Below are 17793 nucleotides of genomic sequence, written 5' to 3'. Positions count from 1 at the left end.
GTACTTTGAGCTGGCTCACCTTAACCTGCCTGTCCCTTGATCCAGCTCATCCAACGCGCCCAAGCTTTCCGCCAACGCCCGGCCATCAGTACCGGGGAAATGGAGATTTCCTACGCCCAACTGCTGCAGCGGTCGGAGCGCCTGGCCCGGGCGCTGCTGGGGGGCAATCCAGACCTCAACGAGGCCCGCATTGCCTTCCTCGTAGCCCCCGGCATCGACTACGTGACCCTCCAGTGGGGCATCTGGCGGGCGGGCGGCATCGCCGTGCCGCTGTGCGTCAAGCACCCCTTGCCCTCCCTGCGGCACGTCATTGAGGATGCCGGGGCGTTGTTTGTCGTCTACGGACCGGAGTTCGAGGAGACGCTGCAGCCCCTGTTTGGGTTGGAGGATACCGTCTTCGTGGCGGTTGGCGACCTGGAGCAGGGTTCCGGGCAGTCACTACCGGAGGTCGCGCCCGACCGCCGTGCCATGATCCTGTACACCAGCGGTACCACCGGCAAGCCCAAGGGGGTGGTCACTACCCACGCCAACATCGAGGCTTCCATCCGTTCCTTGGTCGACGCCTGGCGCTGGTCGGAGGACGACCGCATCCTGAACATCCTCCCCCTTCACCACGTCCACGGCATCGTCAACGTGCTGTGCTGCGCCCTCTGGAGCGGGGCCTGCTGTGAATTCCTGCCGCAGTTCAGTCCGGAGGCCGTCTTTGCCCGCTTCGCTACCGGCCGGATCAACCTCTTCATGGCCGTGCCGACGATCTACTACAAGCTCATCGCCCACTACCGGGAGTTGCCCGCCGATCAGCAGCAGCGCATCTCGCGGGCGCTGCGGGATTTCCGCCTCATGGTGTCGGGCTCCGCCGCCCTGCCAGTGTCGGTGCTGGAGACCTGGCGGGAGATCAGTGACCATACCCTGCTCGAGCGCTACGGCATGACGGAGATGGGCATGGCCATCAGCAATCCCTACTCCGGAGAGCGGCGGCCGGGCTACATCGGTCAACCCCTCCGGGGCGTGGAGGTCCGCCTGGTCGACGAAGACGACGCGCCAGTGGCCGAGGGGCAGCCCGGAGAAATCCAGGTGAAGGGCGACAACGTCTTCCGCGAATACTGGAACCGCCCCGAGGCCACCGCGGCGGCCTTCACCCCCGACGGGTGGTTCCGCACGGGCGACATTGCCGTCTGGGAGGACGGTGCCTACCGAATCCTGGGTCGCAACTCGGTGGACATCATCAAGTCGGGCGGCTACAAGATCTCCGCCCTCGAAATCGAGGAAGTCCTGCGCAAGCACCCCGCCGTGCGGGAATGCGCCGTAGTGGGGCTGCCGGACGAGGAATGGGGGGAGGTCATCGGCGCCAGCCTCATCGTTGCCGGTCCCGAACCCGACCTCCAGTCGCTGACCGAGTGGCTCCGCGAACGGCTGCCGGGCTACAAGCTGCCGCGGCGCTACATTTTCCAGGATGACCTGCCCCGCAATGTCATGGGCAAGGTGACCAAGCAGGAACTCAAGCAGTACTTCGCATGACCATCTACGGGGTGGCCCTGCTCGCCTTTTGTTTCCTGGCCGGCAAGGTGACCGGTACCCTGCTGGGCGCGGCCATCGGCATCAACGGCGACGTGGGAGGGGTCGGCTTCGCCATGCTCCTGCTCATCTTCCTCAATGCCTGGCTGAAGCGGCGAGGCTGGATGGACGGCCCCACCACCGGCGGCCTCCTCTTCTGGAGTTCGATGTACATCCCCATCATCGTGGCCATGGCCGCGGTGCAGAACGCTACGGCGGCCCTCTCCGGTGGCTGGCTCGCCCTGATCGCGGGGGTGGCGGTCACGGTGGCCGCCCTGCTGCTCGTCCCCCTGCTGTCGCGCATCGGCCGCCCCCAATCCACCCGACCATGAGTGAGCTCATCACCGATGTGCTGGTCCGGAACGGCCTGGTGTTCGCCTTCCTCTTCGTGGGGCTCATCATGCTGTTCTCCTTCTGGGTGGCCCGGCGGGTGCTGCGGGGACTCATTCCCGGGGTGGCCCTGGCCATCCTGCTGGGCCTCGGCCTGGCCTTTCTGGGTGGGGAGCGGGGCATCGCGGAATATCCCCTCTTTGCCGGGATGGCCCTGCTGGGGGGCGCCATGCTCCGCGATTTCGCGGTGGTGGCCACCGCCATGGGGGCTGACCTGGACCAGATCCGTCACGCCGGGCCGGCGGGAGCGGTGGCCCTCCTGGTCGGCATCCTGCTATCCTTCTTGCTCGGCACCCTCATCGCCTGGTCCATGGGTTACACCGACCCGGTGAGCCTGGCCACCATCGGTGCCGGGGCCTGCACCTACATCGTCGGGCCGGTGACCGGCACGGCCCTGGGCGCAACTTCGGAGGTAATGGCCATCAGCATCGCCACGGGGGTGGTCAAGACGATCGCCACTACGGTGCTTACGCCCCTCATTGCCCGGCGGGTGGGGCTCGACAACCCTCACTCCGCCCTGGTGTTCGGCGGATTGTTGGGCACAACCAGTGGCGTGGCGGCCGGCCTGGCGGCAACGGATCCGAAGCTGGTGCCCTACGGAGCGCTTACGGCTACCTTCTATACCGGCCTGGGGTGCCTGCTCTGCCCATCGGTGCTCTACCTGTTGCTGCTGGCGCTGGCCGGGGGCTAGGTCAGGCGCGGGCGATCACCTGGTTGAGGTCCGGCAGCCGGTCGAGGAACTCCCGGGTGAGCCGCAGCTGGTTCCGGGCCCGCAGGAGGTTGTGGTCGGGGGAAGCGATCTTGTAGTAGACGTCGCCGGCGAGGTAGTCGGTCAGGAAGCGCACGCCCATGATGAAGGTCATATAGGCGCCCGACAGCCCCAGGTAGCGGAGCTCCAGGGGGGAGAGCACGTCGCGGGTCACTTCCAGGTAGCCGGTGGCGAAGCCCCGGAACTTTTCCATGTCGACGGTCACCAGGCTCAGGTCCGCCTCGTCCTCGGTGGCCGTACCGATGCCGGACCGCACCGCATCGCCAAAGTCGAAGTGCACCAGCCCCGGCATCACCGTATCCAGATCGATGACGCACTTCCCGCGGTCCTGGGGGGTCAGCAGGACGTTGTTGAACTTGGTATCGTTGTGGGTGACCCGGCGGCGGAGTTCTCCGCTCTTGTCGAGGCGGTCGATGACGAGCAGCTCATCGGCCATATCGCGGACCTGCCGGATGGACTCCGCGCACTCCCGTTCCCGCCCGTTGACCGGGGTGGCGACGGCCCCCTCGAAGGCCCGCAGCCGACGGTCCAGGTCGTGGAATCCGGGAATGACCTCCGTCAGCCGGTCCTCCGGAAAGTCGTCCAGAAAGCGCAGGAAGTAGCCGTAGGAGCGCGCGCCCTCGTAGGCCTGTTCGGGGGTGGCCACCAGGTCATAGACGTGGAGGCCCTGCAGGAACTCAAAGACCCGCCAGTAGTTGCCGTCTTCCTCCCGGAGGTAGGGGGCCCCCTCCAGGGTGAGGACGACGGTCAGGGTAGTCTGCTCGTTGGCCGGGGCGGGGGCCGCGGCGATCCGCCGGCGAATGTGGTCGGTGACCAGGGTGATGTTTTCCATCAGGCCGGCCACGTCGGGGAATACGCGGTGGTTGATCCGCTGCAGGAGGTAGTCGGGGGCCGCGGGATCGGTGTTACGGACGCGGAAGGTGTCGTTGATGTGTCCCCCGCCGAAGGGGTCGATCTGGTCAATACCGCCGTCGAGGCGGAAGCGCCGGGCAATGTCGTACATAAGCGTGGGGAGGGGGGGCTAGCAGTCCATTACCGGTTCCTCGGGCTTGGCCCGGCTGGCCCGCAATACTTTTTCGTAGTAGGCTTCGTACTGGGGGATCATACGGTCGATGTCGAAGCGTTCGGCCTGCTTCAGGGCGGCGGCGCGGAACCGCTGCAGGGTCTCCTCACTCTCGAAGATCTTCATGACGTCCTCGGCCATCTTGTCGACCATGCCTACGCCGGAGGTGAAGCCGGTGACCCCGTCGAGGTTCACTTCCGGGATGCCGCCGACGTTGCTGGACACCACGGGCACCTCGCAGGCCATGGCCTCCAGGGCGGCCAGTCCGAAGCTCTCGCTGGCGGAGGGCAGCAGGAAGACGTCGGCCACGGCCAGCAGTTCCTCCACCGCGTCCTGCTTGCCCAGGAAGCGGATGTCCTTGGTCAGGCCCAGCCGCCGGCTCAGGTCCTCGCACTTGTTGCGCTCCGGCCCGTCGCCAATGAGCAGCAGCTTGCTCGGCGTCTGGTCGTTGATGATCTTGAAGATGTAGATCACGTCGTCGACCCGCTTCACGGGCCGGAAGTTGGAGACGTGGATCAGGATGCGCTCCCCCTGGGGGGCGATGGCCTGCTTGAAGTGGTCCTTGTTGTTCCGCTTGAAGCGCTCGAAGTCGATGAAGTTGTAGATCACCTGGATGGGCCGACAGATCTCGAAATTGTCGAGGGTAGCCTGCTTCAGGGCATCGGAAACCGCGGTTACCCCGTCCGATTTGTTGATCGCGAAGGTGATGGTGGGGGCAAAGGCCGGGTTGGAGCCGACCAGGGTGATGTCCGTCCCGTGCAGGGTGGTCACGAAGGGTACGTAGCGGCCGCGGCTGATGAGGATCTTGCGGGCCATATAGGCCACGGCGGCGTGGGGCACGGCGTAGTGGACGTGCAGCAGGTCGATGCCGTAGTTCTCGACCACGTCGACCAGCTTGGAAGCCAGGGAGGTCTCGTAGGGCGCGAACTCGAAGAGGGGGTAGTCGGCCCCGCTGTCCACCTCGTGGTAGAAGACGTTTTCGTGGAAGAAGCCCAACCGCGCCGGCCGCCGGTAGGTGATGAAGTGGATCTCGTGCCCCCGGCGTGCCAGCCCCAGGCCGAGTTCGGTGGCCAGGACGCCACTACCTCCGTAGGTGGGATAACAAACGACGCCGATCTTCATAAAGCTTCTTTTGCGGGAACGCGGGTGCAGGGTCTATTGCAAATGCCATTCGGCGGTAAATAGTTTGCCGCCCCCGGGCGGGTGAACCTCCCCTCCCTCCGTGACCTTACTGCTCTATGACCCAGATCACCCTACTCCCCGCCAACGGGGCGGACGACCTTACCGATGCCATTCCCCCCGATTCCTACCTGCGTACCCTCTCCCCCGCCGGGATCACGGCCCGCCTTCCTGAGGATGCGGCACCCGCGGCCGCCCGCCACCTCGGACAACGCCTGAGCCACCAGGAAGCCAAGCACCTGAAAGATGCCGTGGAGGTGGTTGCCGACCAGGTGAATCCCGCCCTCGCCGCGGCCTTCCTCGGCGGTCTCCAATTGGGCAGCTACTCCGCCGGCCAGCGCAAGGGAGACTTCAGCGCCCACCCCCTGGCCGATACCGTCCCCACCCTGCGCCCCGCTACCCCCGAGGCCGAGCGGGAGCTTACCTTGGCCAGCGTGCAGAACCGGGTGCGGGCCCTGGTCGACGCCCCCGCCAATAAAAAACGGGCCCAGGACCTGGCTGCCTGGGCCGTCGACAGCGGCAAGGCCTACGGCTACGCGGTGAAGGTGCTGGACAAGAAAGCCTGCCTCGACGAAGGCCTCCACGCCCTGCTGGCCGTCAACCGCGGCAGCGAGGACCCGGCCGTCCTCATCGTCTCCGAATACCGCGGTGCCCCTGACCGCCAGGAAGTGACCGCCATCATCGGTAAGGGCATCACCTTCGACACCGGCGGCGTGAGCATCAAGGGCAGCCAGAACCTTCACCTGATGAAGAGCGACATGGGCGGCGCGGCGGCCACCTTCGGCGCGGTGGAGGCGGCGGCACGACTGCAGCTGCCCGTCAACCTGGTCGGCATCGTTCCGGCCACCGACAACAGCGTCGACGCCCTGAGCATCAAGCCCAGCGACGTGATCGAAAGCCACGCTGGCAAGACCATCGAGATCATCGATACCGACGCCGAGGGCCGGTTGGTGATGGCCGATGGCCTCAGCTACGCCGTCAAGCACTTCAACCCCACCACCCTGATCGACGTGGCCACCCTGACCGGCAGCGCCGTACGCACCTTTGGCTACGTCTGCGCCGCCACCCTGAGCAAGAACGAAGAGTTGGTGGAGCAATTCCGCCGCGCCGGCGACGCCGCCGGAGAAAGGGTATGGCCCCTTCCGCCCTGGGACGACTTCGCCAAGGGACTGGAAAGCGACGTAGCCGACGTCAAGAACTTCAGCGGCAACCCCCTCCACGGCGCCACCGACGCCTTCAAGTTCCTGGAAAACTTCACCCACGGCCACGAACGCTACATCCACTTCGACATCGCCGGGGTAGCCCTCAAGCAGGGCTCCTTCGCCAAGGACCGACAGGCCACCGGCTTCGGAGTGCGGCTGTTCGTGGAGTGGCTGCGGCAGCAGCAGTAACCCGCATTGCAATTAAAAAACGAACAAATTGTTTTAAAATTTACTTTGACAGGAAAGCATACCCCATGAAAGTCAAAGTAAACGAGAAGCCCCGCCTGCAGCATGGCCGCCACGTGGTGACCATCACCGAAATCACCGAAGGCAAGAGCGAATACAAGGGCATCCCCTTCTTCGCCGCCCGGATGGAAACCGATGAAGGATTCGTCGAGCAGCGGTTCTACGACAGTGAACCCAGCCAGCCGGTCCTGGCCGAGCTGATGCGGGCCGTCGGGCTGGAAGGAAAGACCCTCGACACCGAAAAGCTCGTCGGCAAACAACTCAGCGTCGAGGTCCACGAGCGTACCTACCCCGACCCGGATACCGGCCAGGAAAAGACCATCACCGAGGCCGGTCACTTCCGGGCCGTAGGGGAGGCCGATACCAGTCAGCAGGGGCAGTAAGCGCTGTCAATGTCAGCCCTCCGTCGAAAGGCGGACGGCATTGGTCAGAATAGCGCGTCGGGGGTTAACCCTTCGCGCTATTCCCGGTTAACCCAGCAGCTATGAAATACCTGCTTACCGCCGGCCTGAGCCTTGCCTGCTCCCTCCTCCTGCTGGCCCAGGAGAATGCCACCGTGCGCGGTTACGTCCGCGACGCTGCCAACGGCGAAAGCCTGATCGGGGCCACCCTCTACCTGGAAGGTACCGGCAAGGGTACCGTCACGAACGAATACGGCTTTTACTCCCTCACCGTACCCAGTGGCGACTATACCCTGGTGGTCACCTACCTGGGCTACGCCGAGCAGCGGGTGCCCCTGGCCCTGAACGGCAACCAGACGCGTGACTTTGCCCTCGGCGAAGCCGGCAGCGTGCTCGAAGAGGTGGTCGTAACCGCTACGGAGGAAGACGACAACGTCAGCACCGTCCAGATGAGCGTCGAACGCCTCGACATGGGCACCATCGAAAAACTGCCCAGCCTGCTGGGGGAAGTCGACGTACTGCGCAGCATCCAGTTGTTGCCCGGCGTGACCAGCGTGGGCGAGGGGGCGGCCGGCTTCAACGTCCGGGGCGGGAGCATCGACCAGAACCTGGTCATCCTGGACGAGGCGCCGGTCTTCAACAGCAGCCACCTGTTCGGCTTCTTTTCCGTCTTCAATCCGGACGCGGTCAAGGGCGTCAAGCTGTACAAGGGTGGCATCCCGGCCCGCTACGGCGGACGGTTGTCCTCCATCTTGGACGTGCGAATGAAAGAGGGCAACAACCAGCAACTCGAAGTGCAGGGCGGCATCGGCACCATCTTCAGCCGACTGAGCGTGGAAGCCCCCCTGGTGAAGGACAAGTCCTCCTTTCTCCTCGCCGGCCGCCGCAGCTACATCGACGTGCTGGCCGCCCCCTTCCTGAACGATGAGCTGGCCGACACCAGGCTGAACTTCTATGACCTGACGCTAAAGACCAATTACCGCTTCAGCGACCGCGACCAGGTGTTTCTCTCCGGCTACCGCGGTCGCGACATTTTCAGCCCGGGGGGCGACCAGGGTTTCAGCTGGGGCAACGTGACCGGTACCCTGCGCTGGAACCACCTTTTCTCCGACAAGCTGTTCTCCAACCTGACGCTCTACTACAGCGACTACGACTACGCCATCAAGTTCGGCGACCAACCCGAGCAGGACGCCTTCAACTGGGACGCCAGCATCGTTAATCTGAGCCTGAAGCCCGAATTCTCCTTCTACCTGACGCCCGACAACGTCCTCCGCTTCGGCGGCCAGGCCATTCACTACCGCTTCGAGCCCGCCAACGCCGTGGCCGTCAGCGCCGGGGAGGAGATCGACATCAGCCTGAGCCGGCAGTGGGCCGTGGAATCCAGCGCCTACCTGGAGAACGAGCTCAACCTTTTCGACCGCCTCAAGCTCAACTACGGCCTCCGCCTGAGCCACTTTGCCTACCTCGGCGGGCGCAACGTCTACACCTTCGGCGAGCCCCTCCGCCGCGGCCTGCCCCGCCCCCTCTCCGGCGTCGGGCGCAGCGAAAGCGGGGAAATCATCAGCGACTGGCTCTACCTGGAGCCCCGCGCCGCCGCCCAGCTGACCCTCAACCCCACCAGCTCCGTGAAGGCCAGCTACCAGCGCACCGTACAGTACATCCACCTGTTGAGCAACACCACGGCCTCCATCCCCCTAGATATTTGGACGCCCAGTACCAACAACATCGACCCCCAGCGGGCCAACCAGTACGCCGTGGGCTACTTCCGCAACTTCTCCGACAACGCCTACGAGCTCAGCCTCGAGGGCTACTACAAACAGCTGTACGACCTGATCGACTACATCGACGGGGCCGACCTGATCCTGAACGAACTGGTGGAGGGGCAGGTGCTCGCCGGGCGGGGAAGGGCCTACGGCCTGGAGTTCCAGCTCAAGAAAACCGAAGGCCGGGCCTCCGGCTGGCTCAGCTATACCCTGGCCCGCACCGAGCGGCTGGTGGAAGGGATCAACAATAATGCGTGGTACCCCAACCGCTTCGACCAGACCCACAACCTCAACCTGAGCGCCTTCTACGAACTCAGCGACCGCGTCACCCTGAGTTCCACCTTCGTCTACAACACCGGTACCCCCACCACCCTGGCCAACAGCGGCTACTACCAGCTCGGCTACTTCATCCCCCACAACGGCGGCAACGCCCGCAACAACTTCCGCATTCCGGACTACCACCGCCTCGACTTCAGCCTCACCCTGGACCCCGCCAAGGACAAGAGCGGCCGCCGCTGGCAGGGGCAGTGGGTGTTCGGCGTCTACAACCTCTACGCCCGCCGCAACCCCTTCACCGTTTACGGTACCCAGGTCGACGGCCGCGCCCCCGCCGGCGGGCCCGTGGAGACCGAGGCCATCAAGCTTTCAGTCGTCGGCAGCATTATCCCCTCCGTATCCTACAACTTCACCTTCCAATGATGCGCACGGCTACCCTCCTTTTCCTGGCCCTCCTGGGCTTCGGCTGCACCGACGTCATCGACCTGGAAACCAACTTCCAGGATCCCCAGCTGGTGGTCGACGCCTGGCTGACCAACGAGCCGGTGCCCCAGGAGATCCGCCTGTCGCTGAGCCAGGACTACTACGACAACCGCCTGCCACCCGGACTGACCAACGCCGAGGTAGTCGTCTGCCGCACGGCCCCCGACAACCGTTGCTTCACCTTCTTCCACCAGGATTCCGGCCGCTACGTCTGGACGCCGGGCCCCGCCGATAGCCTCGGGGCCGTGGGTGCCGAGTTTGTCCTGGCCATCCAGCTGGAGGATGCCACCTACGGTTCCCAGGCCACCATCCGCCGGGTACCGGAGATCGATTCCCTGGTGGTGCGCTACGAGGAGAATCAGCTCGGCTTCGAAGACGGCCGCTACGCCCAGCTTTACGCCCGCGATTTTCCGGGTACCGGCGACGTCTACCTGACGCGCAGCTACCTCAACGATACCCTGCTGAACCGCCCCTTTGAGCTCAACCTCATCTACGACGGCACCTTCGACGCCGGCAGCCGCACCGACGGGCTGGTCTTCATCGCCCCCATCCGCCAGAACGTCAACCCCCGCGACGACGGCGGCGCCTTCGTACCCCTCCAACCCGGCGACACCCTGAGGGTCGACCTGTGGTCGCTCGCCCCGGAGGCCTATTTCTTCCTCGGCGTGGCCCGCGACCAGCTCCAGAACGGGGCCAACGGCATTTTCCAGATCCCCGTGGCCAACGCCCCCGGCAACATCTACAACCTGGCCACCGAGGAGTCCGCCCTGGGCATGTTCAACATCGCCGGGGTGAGCACCGCCGTCCGGGTGGTGGAGGAATAGGCCCGCGGCCGGCAATTTTTCGTCGTTTGTGACGCTTAGTGTAATTTACCGTCTCACCTTGGGCAACCGCGAATGAACCGTTGCCCAGTAGCTTGCCCAATGAATGCCCAGCGGAGCACCGCAATACGGATGCGATAAGTCGATGGAAGACCTGGATATCGTGCAAGCGTACCGCGCCCACCAGCACGCTACCTGCTTCCAGATCCTCTACGACCGTTACGCCGGGAAAGTGTACAGCAAGGCCATGACCATGCTGCACCGCCCCGGAGAAGCGGAGGACGCAACCCAGGAGATCTTCACCAAGATTTTCCTGAGTCTCGGGCAATTCGAGGGGCAGGCCAAGTTTTCCACCTGGATCTATTCGATCACTTACAACCTGTGCATCGACAAGATTCGCAAAAGCAAACGCAGCCGGGAGCTCTTCGCCAGCGAGGTGGAGAATCCGCCGGATACCGCCGAGGAGGTCCCAGACGAGGCCCTCATGAGCATGCAGGTCAACGAACTGCGGTTCGTGCTCCAGCAACTGACCGAAGCGGAGCGCACCCTGCTCCTGATGAAATATAAAGACGGCGTCAAGATTCGCGCCATTGCCGAGCTCCTCGGCAAGAATGAATCGGCCGTCAAGATGCAGCTCAAGCGCATCAAGGAGAAGGCCAAACGCATCCACGACAAACAATTCACCTCCATAGCCTAACGCCATGAACAGTTTCCTCGCATTGCAGGACCAGGACCTGGCCGCCTTCAACGGGGAGCGGCGCGCCGGTGTACGCAAGCGGGTGGAGCGGGAATTGCGCACGGCCGAGTTCATCGCCAGCATCGTGGAGCTCTTCGGCCCCGTCATGGCCGACACCCTCAGCGCCCTGAGCGGTGGACAGGGCATTGGCGCTGACGAAACCTACCGTACCTTTTCGGCCTCGGAAGACGACGACCCGTTAGGGGAGCCGCCCACCGTACCGACCGGACCCGGCTAGCGCGTCCGTCAAGCGAATATTATGAATTCAGCCATCGACCTCCTGCGCCTGCAGGCCTATGAACTGCTATCGGTCATCCCCGCCCTGCTCAAGGCGGCCTTTATTTTCCTCGTCGGCTACCTGGTGGCCCGCGTGCTTTACCAGGTTGTCCGCCGGCTGGTAACGGCCACCGGCCTGGACCGGCTTACGGAACGGCTGATGAGCATCGACTTTTTCCGCCGCTCCACCGTGCGCGTCTCGCCGAGCCGCATCCTGGCCGCCTTCGTCTACTACTTCACCCTGATCGTCTTCACGATGGCGGCCGTCAACGCCCTGGGCATGGATATGCTCTCGGCCCTGATGGGCAACCTGGTGGCCTACCTGCCCAACGCCATCGTGGCCTTCCTCATCCTGATCGGGGGCATCTTCCTGGCCGATTTCGTCAAGCGGATGGTCGTCTCGGCCTGCCGCTCGCTGGGCATCCCCTCCGACAACCTCATCGGCAACGTCGTCTTCTACTTCATCCTGCTCAACATCATCCTGATCGCCCTGCGGCAGGCCCAGTTGCAGACGGAGTTCATGGAGACCAACATCAGCATCATCCTGGCGGGGGTCGCGGGTGCCTTTGCCATCGGGTACGGCCTGGCTTCCCGTCACATCATGAGCAACATCCTCGCCAGCTTCTACAACCGCAACCAGCTGCGGGTGGGCGACGAGATCAGCATCGACGGCAAGCGCGGCGAGGTGGTACAGCTCAACAACGTGAGCATCACCCTGCGCTCCGAGGAGTCGGAATACACCATTCCCTTCAGCAAACTGAGCACCGAAGGCTTCGAAATGCACAGCCGCCGGGAGGTGGCCGGCCCCCGCCTGCCCCCCCACCGCGGCGCCTAAGCCCCGGCAGGCCTTATTATTGCGGTACCGATCGTTCCGGAAACCGCCGCGCTGCGCGCGGCACGCCAACACCAACCGCATGAAGACCCGCCTGCTCCCCCTGCTCCTGTTCCTGCTTTGCACCTGCGCCCTCGCCGCCCAGGAGAAGGAACCCGTCCCGGAAGGCTGGCGCGTCGGCGCCGGCATTGGGCTGGACATCACCCAGCTGCTGCAGATCAACCCCAAACAGGGTGCCGGGCAGAACCGCCTCGGCTTCGGCAGCGCCATCAACAGCTTCGCCAAGTTCCGCCGCGGGCGGCTCGACTGGGACAACACCCTGCTCTGGCAGTTCGGTCTCCAGCGCCTCGGGGCGGGCATCGTTTCCCAGGGGCTGACCTCCAAGATCCCCTTTCAGAAAACGGTCGATGAGCTGCGCCTCGGCAGCAAGTACGGCTACCGCATCAAGGAGGACGGCAAGCTGTTCTACTCGGTGAATGCCACCTTCCTGAGTCAGTTCTTCCCCACCTACCAGTTCCCCGACATCTACTCCGGCAACTTCATTTCGGACTTCGCGGATACCGGCCGCAGCCCCCTCTCGAAGTTCCTGGCGCCGGCCACGGCCACCCTCTCGGTGGGTATCGACTACCAGCCCAACGAGAACGTATCCATCTTCTTCTCGCCGGTGAGCTCGAAGTTCATCATCGTGGCCAACGACAGCATCGCTAGCCGCGGTGTGCACGGCAACCCGGTCAGCGGGGAGGCCAACGAACTGGGCATCTACCCCGAATTCGACAACATCGACCCCCAGATCGGTGCCCTGGCCCAACTGGGCTACGCCAACAGCTTCCTGGAGGACGACCGCATCACCTTTACCTCCAAGCTGGGTCTCTACAGCAATTACCTCCGCAACCCCCAGAACGTGGACGTGGACTGGCAAAACAGCTTCACCTATGCCCTGACGGAGCACCTGCAGTTCACCCTCTTCGCCAACCTGTTCTACGACGACGACATCCGGGTGCGGATCACCGACTACTCGGCCCCGAACGGCACCGCCGGACTGGGCAAGCGCGTCAGCTTCACGGAACAGATCCTGATCACCTACGCCCGCACCTTCTAGGGTGGCCAAGGGATTCCACCCCAACGTAGCCCACCCGGTCCTGGAGCGGGCGCGCGACTGTACGGTCTGCGCCCCGGCCCTGCCGCTCGGTCCCAACCCTATCTTCCGCATCCACCCCGAGGCCCGTATCGCCCTCATCAGCCAGGCCCCGGGGCGGCTGGCCCACGAATCCAGCGTCGCCTACGATGATGCCAGCGGCCGTCGACTGCGCGACTGGCTGGGGGTGACGGAAGCGGAATTCTACCATTCGACCACCTTCGCCGTATTACCCATCGGCCTCTGCTACCCGGGGAAAGGCAAGGGTGGTGACCTGCCCCCGCGGCCGGAGTGCGCCCCCCTATGGCAGGATGCCCTGTTGGCCCTGATGCCGAAACTGGAACTGAAGCTCCTCATCGGTGCCTACGCCCAGCAGCACTACCTCGGCCCCCGCCGCAAGCGGACCCTGACGGAAACCGTCCGCCACTACACCGAATACCTGCCAGAGTACTTCCCCGCCCCCCACCCCAGCCCGCGGAACGGCATGTACCTGCGCCGCAATCCCTGGTTCGAGTCCGTCAACGTGCCCGACCTCCAGCGGCGGGTGGCGGTCATCCGGGGCGCGGACTAGATCGCGCTGAGCCCGCCGTCCATCCCGATGACCTGTCCGGTGACGAAGGCGGCCTGTTCGCCCAGCAGGAAGGCGGCCAGGGCGGCTACTTCTTCCGGCTTGCCCACCCGGTCGAGGGGGTGACGGCCGGCCGCGGCGGCCCGCTTGTCGTCGGTAGCCAGCAACTTCCCCGCCAGGGGGGTATCGGTGAGGGAGGGGGCGATGGCGTTCACCCGCACCGCGGGAGCGTACTCGGCGGCCAGGCTGCGGGTGAGCCCCTCGATGGCTCCCTTGGCGGCGGCTACGGCGGCGTGGAAGGGCATGCCACGCTGCACGGCCACGGTGGAAAAGAGCACCACGGAGGCCGGACGGCCACTCCGCTTGAGGGCACGCTCGGCGGCCTGCAGACAGCGCACGGCCCCCACGACGTTGATCTCGAAGGCGCTGCGAAAAGCGTCGGGCCGCAGGCTACGGAAGGACCGCAGGTCGATGTTGCCCGGGCAGTACACCAGGCCCTGGAGTTCTTCGGGGACGTTGGCGGACAGGTCGGCGGCCGCATCGGTGACGTCCACCGCGGTAAATTGAACGGCAGCGGGAAGGTCGCGGGCCTCGCGGGCCCAGACATGGACGGTATGGCCGGTGTTCAGGAGCTGGTCGACCAGGGCCCGGCCGATGCCGGAACTGCCGCCGACGATGAGAAAGGTGGACATGGTTAGGGGGGTTGTGCCCGGGGAACCGGACTTTTCCAGCCTAACCACAAATGGTGCAAACGGTTTTGGGATTACCCCCGGCCCGGACGCAAAACGACCCGGCCGGCGCGGGGCCGGTCGGGTCGTTGTTGAGATTTGGGTCTCGGTGAGGGGTCTAGTTGACCGACTCGCTGAGTTTCTTGCCGGGCTTGAACTTCACTACGTTCTTGGCCGCGATCTGGATGGTCTCATTGGTGCGGGGGTTACGTCCCTCGCGGGCGGGCCGGTTGTTCACCGAGAAGGTGCCAAAGCCAACCAGGCTTACGCTGTCGTCGCTCTTCAGTGCTTCCTCGATACTGGCGAGGGTGGCGCTCAGGGCGCTTTCTGCTTGGTCCTTGGTGAGGCCGGATTTATCGGCGATGGCCGATACGAGTTCTCCTTTGTTCATTTGATAGGAATTTGGATAGTTAAAAAAGGGTGGTTTGGGTTTACCGCCTGATGATGGTTGCGTTAGGTAGTTTATCGACGGGCGCGTAACGCCATGCCTCAATTCCCTAGTTCAGCCGTACAAACGTATGAAAAAGCGCTGTGTTTATCCCGCTTTCCTTATTTTGCTAGGCTTTGCGGTCCTTTTTTCCACCTCCTGCAGCCGCAGATCGGGCTGTTACGGCATCCAGAAAACCACCAAGCCGGACAAGCGCAGCAAACCGCCGGGCAACCGCGACCTGTTCGGCCACCGCATGCGCTAGTCGGCGGACCGCTCCCGGGGCGTCGGCCGCAGGGACACATCCAGCAGTTCCTCCCCATCTAACCGTTTGATTTCCCGAATTTTATACGGACGTTTTTTCTGGCTTTCGTAGTAGGTGCGCATCAACACCTCCACCACGATGCCCACCGTAACGAGCTGTATCCCGGCCAGCACCAGCATGGCCCCCAGGATCAGGAGGGGTTTGCCCCAGATGTCCTGCCCCAGCAGTTTCAGGCCCAGCAAATAAACGTTAATGAGGGCCCCGATGGCAAAAAGGGCCAGCCCCGCCTGGGCGAACAGGTGCATGGGCTTCTGCAGGTACTTCTTCAGGAAGACCATCAGGAGCAGGTCGCTCACCACCTTGAAGGTGCGGCCGAGGCCGTACTTGCTTACCCCGAACTGCCGGGCGTGGTGCTTCACAGGTACCTGGGTAATGCGGGCGCCCTCCAAGCTGGCGAGTACCGATATGAAGCGGTGGAGCTCGCCGTAGATCCCCAGGTCCTTGGCGATGTCGGCGCGGAACACCTTCAGGGCGCAGCCGTAGTCGCGCAGGTGCACCCCGCTCAGGTGGCGGATGATCCAGTTGGCGATGCGGCTGGGGACCTTGCGGGTCATGCGCCCGTCCTGCCGGTTCACCCGCTCGCCAACGACGAGGTCCCAGTCGCCCTCCTCCACCAGCCGCAGCATGTGGGGGATATCGGATGGGTCGTTCTGCAGGTCGCCGTCGAGGGTAGCGATGAACTCCCCCCGCGCCACTTCGATGCCGGCCATCAGGGCGAGGCTCTGGCCGTAGTTCTTGCGGAGCTCCACCACCACCAGCCGGGGGTCGGGGAGGCTTTTGAGCAGGGCTACCGATCCGTCGGTACTGCCGTCGTCCACGTAGACGATCTCGTACTCCATGCCCGACAGGGCCGCGTGGATGCGGTCGATCAGCGGCTCGATATTCTCCCGCTCATTCAGGATGGTGACTACGACGGAAAGCTGCACAAACAGGGGACTTTGGGGCCGCAAGGTACGACTTCCCGCCGCGGCTATCGCCTGATGGGCAGGCCGGTGCCCATGCCGTCACGGAGTTCCTCGTCGGTGGGGACCGCCGGAACGGGGGGCTGCAGGGCTCCCACCGGGTACCACCCCTGCTGGTGGCGCAGGTAGAGGGAGTCGGTAGCCATGATCTGCAGTTGGGGGTACTGCCGGGGGCTGCCGATGTAGGCCGCACTGGCGTCAAAATCCTGAAAATGCCGGGGCACCACCGCCCCCAGGGCTTCGGTCAGGTACCAGCCGGTAGCCGGCTCGATCAGGGTATGCCCGTAGATGGCCAGCGGCTGGTCAGCATGGCGTTCCGCCACCACCCGCGCCGTATTCCGCACGGCCGGTCCGCGTTCGTCGGTGGCGGCGCGAACCGGCAGGATGAACAGGTCGAAGGCCACTCGCAATACCAAAAGGAAGCAGCACAGGAGCAGGAGGAAGTTGCGCCGGTCGCGCCAGCCCGCCACGGCCACGGCACCCGCGACCGCGCCTACCACCAGGCTTTTGATCCACGGCTGGCCCACTCCGGCTACCGCCGGCAGGAGGGGAACGAAGGGCAGGCCTACCGCCACCACCGTCATCGCCCCCAGCAAGAGGTAGCGCAGGGTAAGGTAGGTACGGCTCCCCCGGGACGCGTGCGAGCGGTGCAACCACAGCAAACTGGCGAACAGCAGGGGGAAGAGCATCAGGAGGTAACGGGGGTAAACGTTCGGCGAGAGCCAGTACACCGGCAGGTGCACCACGAAGGCGAGCAGGCAGAAGGCCGCGAAATCGCTGGTCAGCAACCTCGACCAGCTCCCCCGCCGCAGAAGGTAGGCCAGCAGGATCGTCCAGGGCAGGAAGTGGTAGCTCATCTCGAAGGGGAAGGCCAGCAGGTGGCGCAGCGTTTCCCCGGCTCCGTGGGCCACCGCGGTCCGCTTGCCGCTCTCCACGAAGAGGCGCTGGGCCACCTGCGCCAGGTCGACGTACTGCCCGTAGGTGTAATAGTAGGTGCCCAGCAGGAGCAGGCACCCCACCCCGCTGAGCAGGTGGGCCGGCCGGAAGAGCTCGTGCCAGGAGCGCTGCCACCCCACCACCGCGAAGACCGTAAGGCCCTGGAAAACGATGGCGGGCAGCCCCTTGAGCATGAAGGCCACGGCGGTGAGCAGGTAGGTCCAGCCGAAGGCCCGCCACCACTCACCCCGCCGGCCGTAGTAATACAGCAGCATGATCTGGGTGTAGATGACCCAGCTGAAGCAGACGTCGATGAGCGCCAGCATGCTGTCCCAGAACAGCATCCGCCCGCAGGTGATGACCGTCAGGGCGTGGACGAAGGCCAGGTAGCGGCCGAAGTGGGGGCGGCTGAACAGGTAAGTGGTGAGGCCAAACCCCAGCAGGGAGATCACCGTCGGCAGCCGGGCCGCCCACTCCCCCGCGGCACCGTGGAGTTCGAAGCTCACCGCCAGGATCCAGTTCCAGAGCGGGGGCTTGTTCAGGTAGGCGTCGGCGTGGAGGGTCGGGGCGATAAAGTTGTCAGACCACAGCATCTCCTGGGCCACCAGGGCCCGGATGGCTTCGTCGTCGATGAAGACCGGCAGCCCCAGGTTGATCAGCAGGGCCGGAAACAGGAGGATGATCGCCAGGATGTAGTACCACTTCCGCACCGGGGCGAAGA

Annotated in this window: 19 protein-coding genes; 13 read left to right on the top strand and 6 right to left on the bottom strand. The window is 64.6% G+C overall.

The genetic code is table 11. From position 1 onward, the window contains the following. The first annotated feature begins 36 nt into the window (after nt 1-36). Genes CGL56_RS14040 through madM form a run of 3 tightly spaced genes read left to right on the top strand, consistent with a single transcriptional unit; the run spans nt 37 to nt 2635 of the window. The gene (locus CGL56_RS14040) at nt 37-1518 is read left to right on the top strand and encodes an acyl-CoA synthetase (protein WP_099107203.1); all 1482 of its coding nucleotides are present in this window, start codon (nt 37-39) and stop codon (nt 1516-1518) included. Then, nucleotides 1515-1886 (top strand): malonate transporter subunit MadL, encoded by a 372-nt coding sequence (gene madL, locus CGL56_RS14035; RefSeq protein ID WP_099107202.1) that lies wholly within the window; start codon nt 1515-1517, stop codon nt 1884-1886. Before CGL56_RS14040 ends, madL begins: the two co-directional genes overlap by 4 nt. After that, complete coding sequence (madM, locus tag CGL56_RS14030; protein ID WP_099107201.1) at nt 1883-2635, top strand: malonate transporter subunit MadM; 753 nt, start codon at nt 1883-1885, stop codon at nt 2633-2635. The genes madL and madM overlap by 4 nt, the downstream gene beginning before the upstream one ends. Before the next feature lies 1 nt (nt 2636). Here madM and CGL56_RS14025 read toward each other — a convergent pair whose 3' ends face one another. Both CGL56_RS14025 and bshA read right to left on the bottom strand, forming a co-directional pair. Then, complete coding sequence (locus tag CGL56_RS14025) at nt 2637-3716, bottom strand: phosphotransferase enzyme family protein (RefSeq protein ID WP_099107200.1); 1080 nt, start codon at nt 3714-3716, stop codon at nt 2637-2639. A gap of 18 nt (nt 3717-3734) precedes the next feature. Continuing rightward, entirely contained in the window at nt 3735-4898 is a 1164-nt protein-coding gene (gene bshA, locus CGL56_RS14020; RefSeq protein WP_099107199.1) for an N-acetyl-alpha-D-glucosaminyl L-malate synthase BshA, read from the bottom strand. A gap of 116 nt (nt 4899-5014) precedes the next feature. Between bshA and CGL56_RS14015 the strand changes: the two genes are divergently transcribed. The 9 genes from CGL56_RS14015 (at nt 5015) to CGL56_RS13975 (ending at nt 13697) form a co-directional block, all read left to right on the top strand. After that, nucleotides 5015-6346, top strand: a complete 1332-nt coding sequence (locus CGL56_RS14015) for a leucyl aminopeptidase family protein (RefSeq protein WP_099107198.1) — start codon at nt 5015-5017, stop codon at nt 6344-6346. A gap of 65 nt (nt 6347-6411) precedes the next feature. Continuing rightward, nucleotides 6412-6786, top strand: coding sequence for a hypothetical protein (locus tag CGL56_RS14010; protein WP_099107197.1), 375 nt, complete (start codon nt 6412-6414; stop codon nt 6784-6786). A gap of 101 nt (nt 6787-6887) precedes the next feature. After that, the gene (locus tag CGL56_RS14005) at nt 6888-9266 is read left to right on the top strand and encodes a TonB-dependent receptor (protein ID WP_099107196.1); all 2379 of its coding nucleotides are present in this window, start codon (nt 6888-6890) and stop codon (nt 9264-9266) included. Then, nucleotides 9263-10150, top strand: coding sequence for a DUF4249 family protein (locus tag CGL56_RS14000; protein WP_099107195.1), 888 nt, complete (start codon nt 9263-9265; stop codon nt 10148-10150). The genes CGL56_RS14005 and CGL56_RS14000 overlap by 4 nt, the downstream gene beginning before the upstream one ends. Nucleotides 10151-10253: 103 nt before the next feature. Next, nucleotides 10254-10844 carry an RNA polymerase sigma factor gene (locus CGL56_RS13995; protein WP_245184176.1) on the top strand — a complete coding sequence of 197 codons (591 nt, stop codon included), beginning with the start codon at nt 10254-10256 and terminating at the stop codon, nt 10842-10844. Between the two features lie 4 nt (nt 10845-10848). Then, nucleotides 10849-11121: a hypothetical protein gene (locus CGL56_RS13990; protein ID WP_099107193.1), complete on the top strand. Its 273-nt coding sequence runs from the start codon at nt 10849-10851 to the stop codon at nt 11119-11121. A 21-nt stretch (nt 11122-11142) separates the two neighbouring features. Further along, a complete protein-coding gene (locus CGL56_RS13985) occupies nt 11143-11994 on the top strand; it encodes a mechanosensitive ion channel family protein (RefSeq protein ID WP_099107192.1) in 852 nt (283 codons plus the stop codon). 79 nt (nt 11995-12073) lie between these two features. Beyond that, nucleotides 12074-13090 carry a DUF3078 domain-containing protein gene (locus tag CGL56_RS13980; protein WP_099107191.1) on the top strand — a complete coding sequence of 339 codons (1017 nt, stop codon included), beginning with the start codon at nt 12074-12076 and terminating at the stop codon, nt 13088-13090. A gap of 1 nt (nt 13091) precedes the next feature. Continuing rightward, nucleotides 13092-13697, top strand: coding sequence for a uracil-DNA glycosylase family protein (locus tag CGL56_RS13975; protein ID WP_099107190.1), 606 nt, complete (start codon nt 13092-13094; stop codon nt 13695-13697). Here the strand turns inward: CGL56_RS13975 and CGL56_RS13970 are convergent. Then, entirely contained in the window at nt 13694-14386 is a 693-nt protein-coding gene (locus tag CGL56_RS13970; RefSeq protein ID WP_099107189.1) for an SDR family NAD(P)-dependent oxidoreductase, read from the bottom strand. The two genes, CGL56_RS13975 and CGL56_RS13970, sit on opposite strands and share 4 nt — an antisense overlap. Nucleotides 14387-14540: 154 nt before the next feature. Then, a complete protein-coding gene (locus CGL56_RS13965; protein ID WP_262490634.1) occupies nt 14541-14915 on the bottom strand; it encodes an HU family DNA-binding protein in 375 nt (124 codons plus the stop codon). A gap of 25 nt (nt 14916-14940) precedes the next feature. Here CGL56_RS13965 and CGL56_RS18275 point away from each other — a divergent pair, with 25 nt between their 5' ends. Next, complete coding sequence (locus tag CGL56_RS18275; protein WP_167641648.1) at nt 14941-15114, top strand: hypothetical protein; 174 nt, start codon at nt 14941-14943, stop codon at nt 15112-15114. On the opposite strand, the gene CGL56_RS13960 is transcribed toward CGL56_RS18275, so the two are convergent. Both CGL56_RS13960 and CGL56_RS13955 read right to left on the bottom strand, forming a co-directional pair. Further along, entirely contained in the window at nt 15111-16100 is a 990-nt protein-coding gene (locus tag CGL56_RS13960) for a glycosyltransferase family 2 protein (protein ID WP_099107187.1), read from the bottom strand. The two genes, CGL56_RS18275 and CGL56_RS13960, sit on opposite strands and share 4 nt — an antisense overlap. 44 nt (nt 16101-16144) lie before the next feature. Next, nucleotides 16145-17782 (bottom strand): ArnT family glycosyltransferase, encoded by a 1638-nt coding sequence (locus CGL56_RS13955; protein WP_099107186.1) that lies wholly within the window; start codon nt 17780-17782, stop codon nt 16145-16147. Between the last annotated feature and the right edge of the window lie 11 nt (nt 17783-17793).

Origin of the sequence: Neolewinella marina (assembly GCF_002631205.1) — a bacterium.
GTDB classification, from domain to species: domain Bacteria; phylum Bacteroidota; class Bacteroidia; order Chitinophagales; family Saprospiraceae; genus Neolewinella; species Neolewinella marina.
The sequence above is the reverse complement of the archived record's forward strand: the minus strand, read 5'-3'. Positions and strand labels throughout refer to the sequence as shown.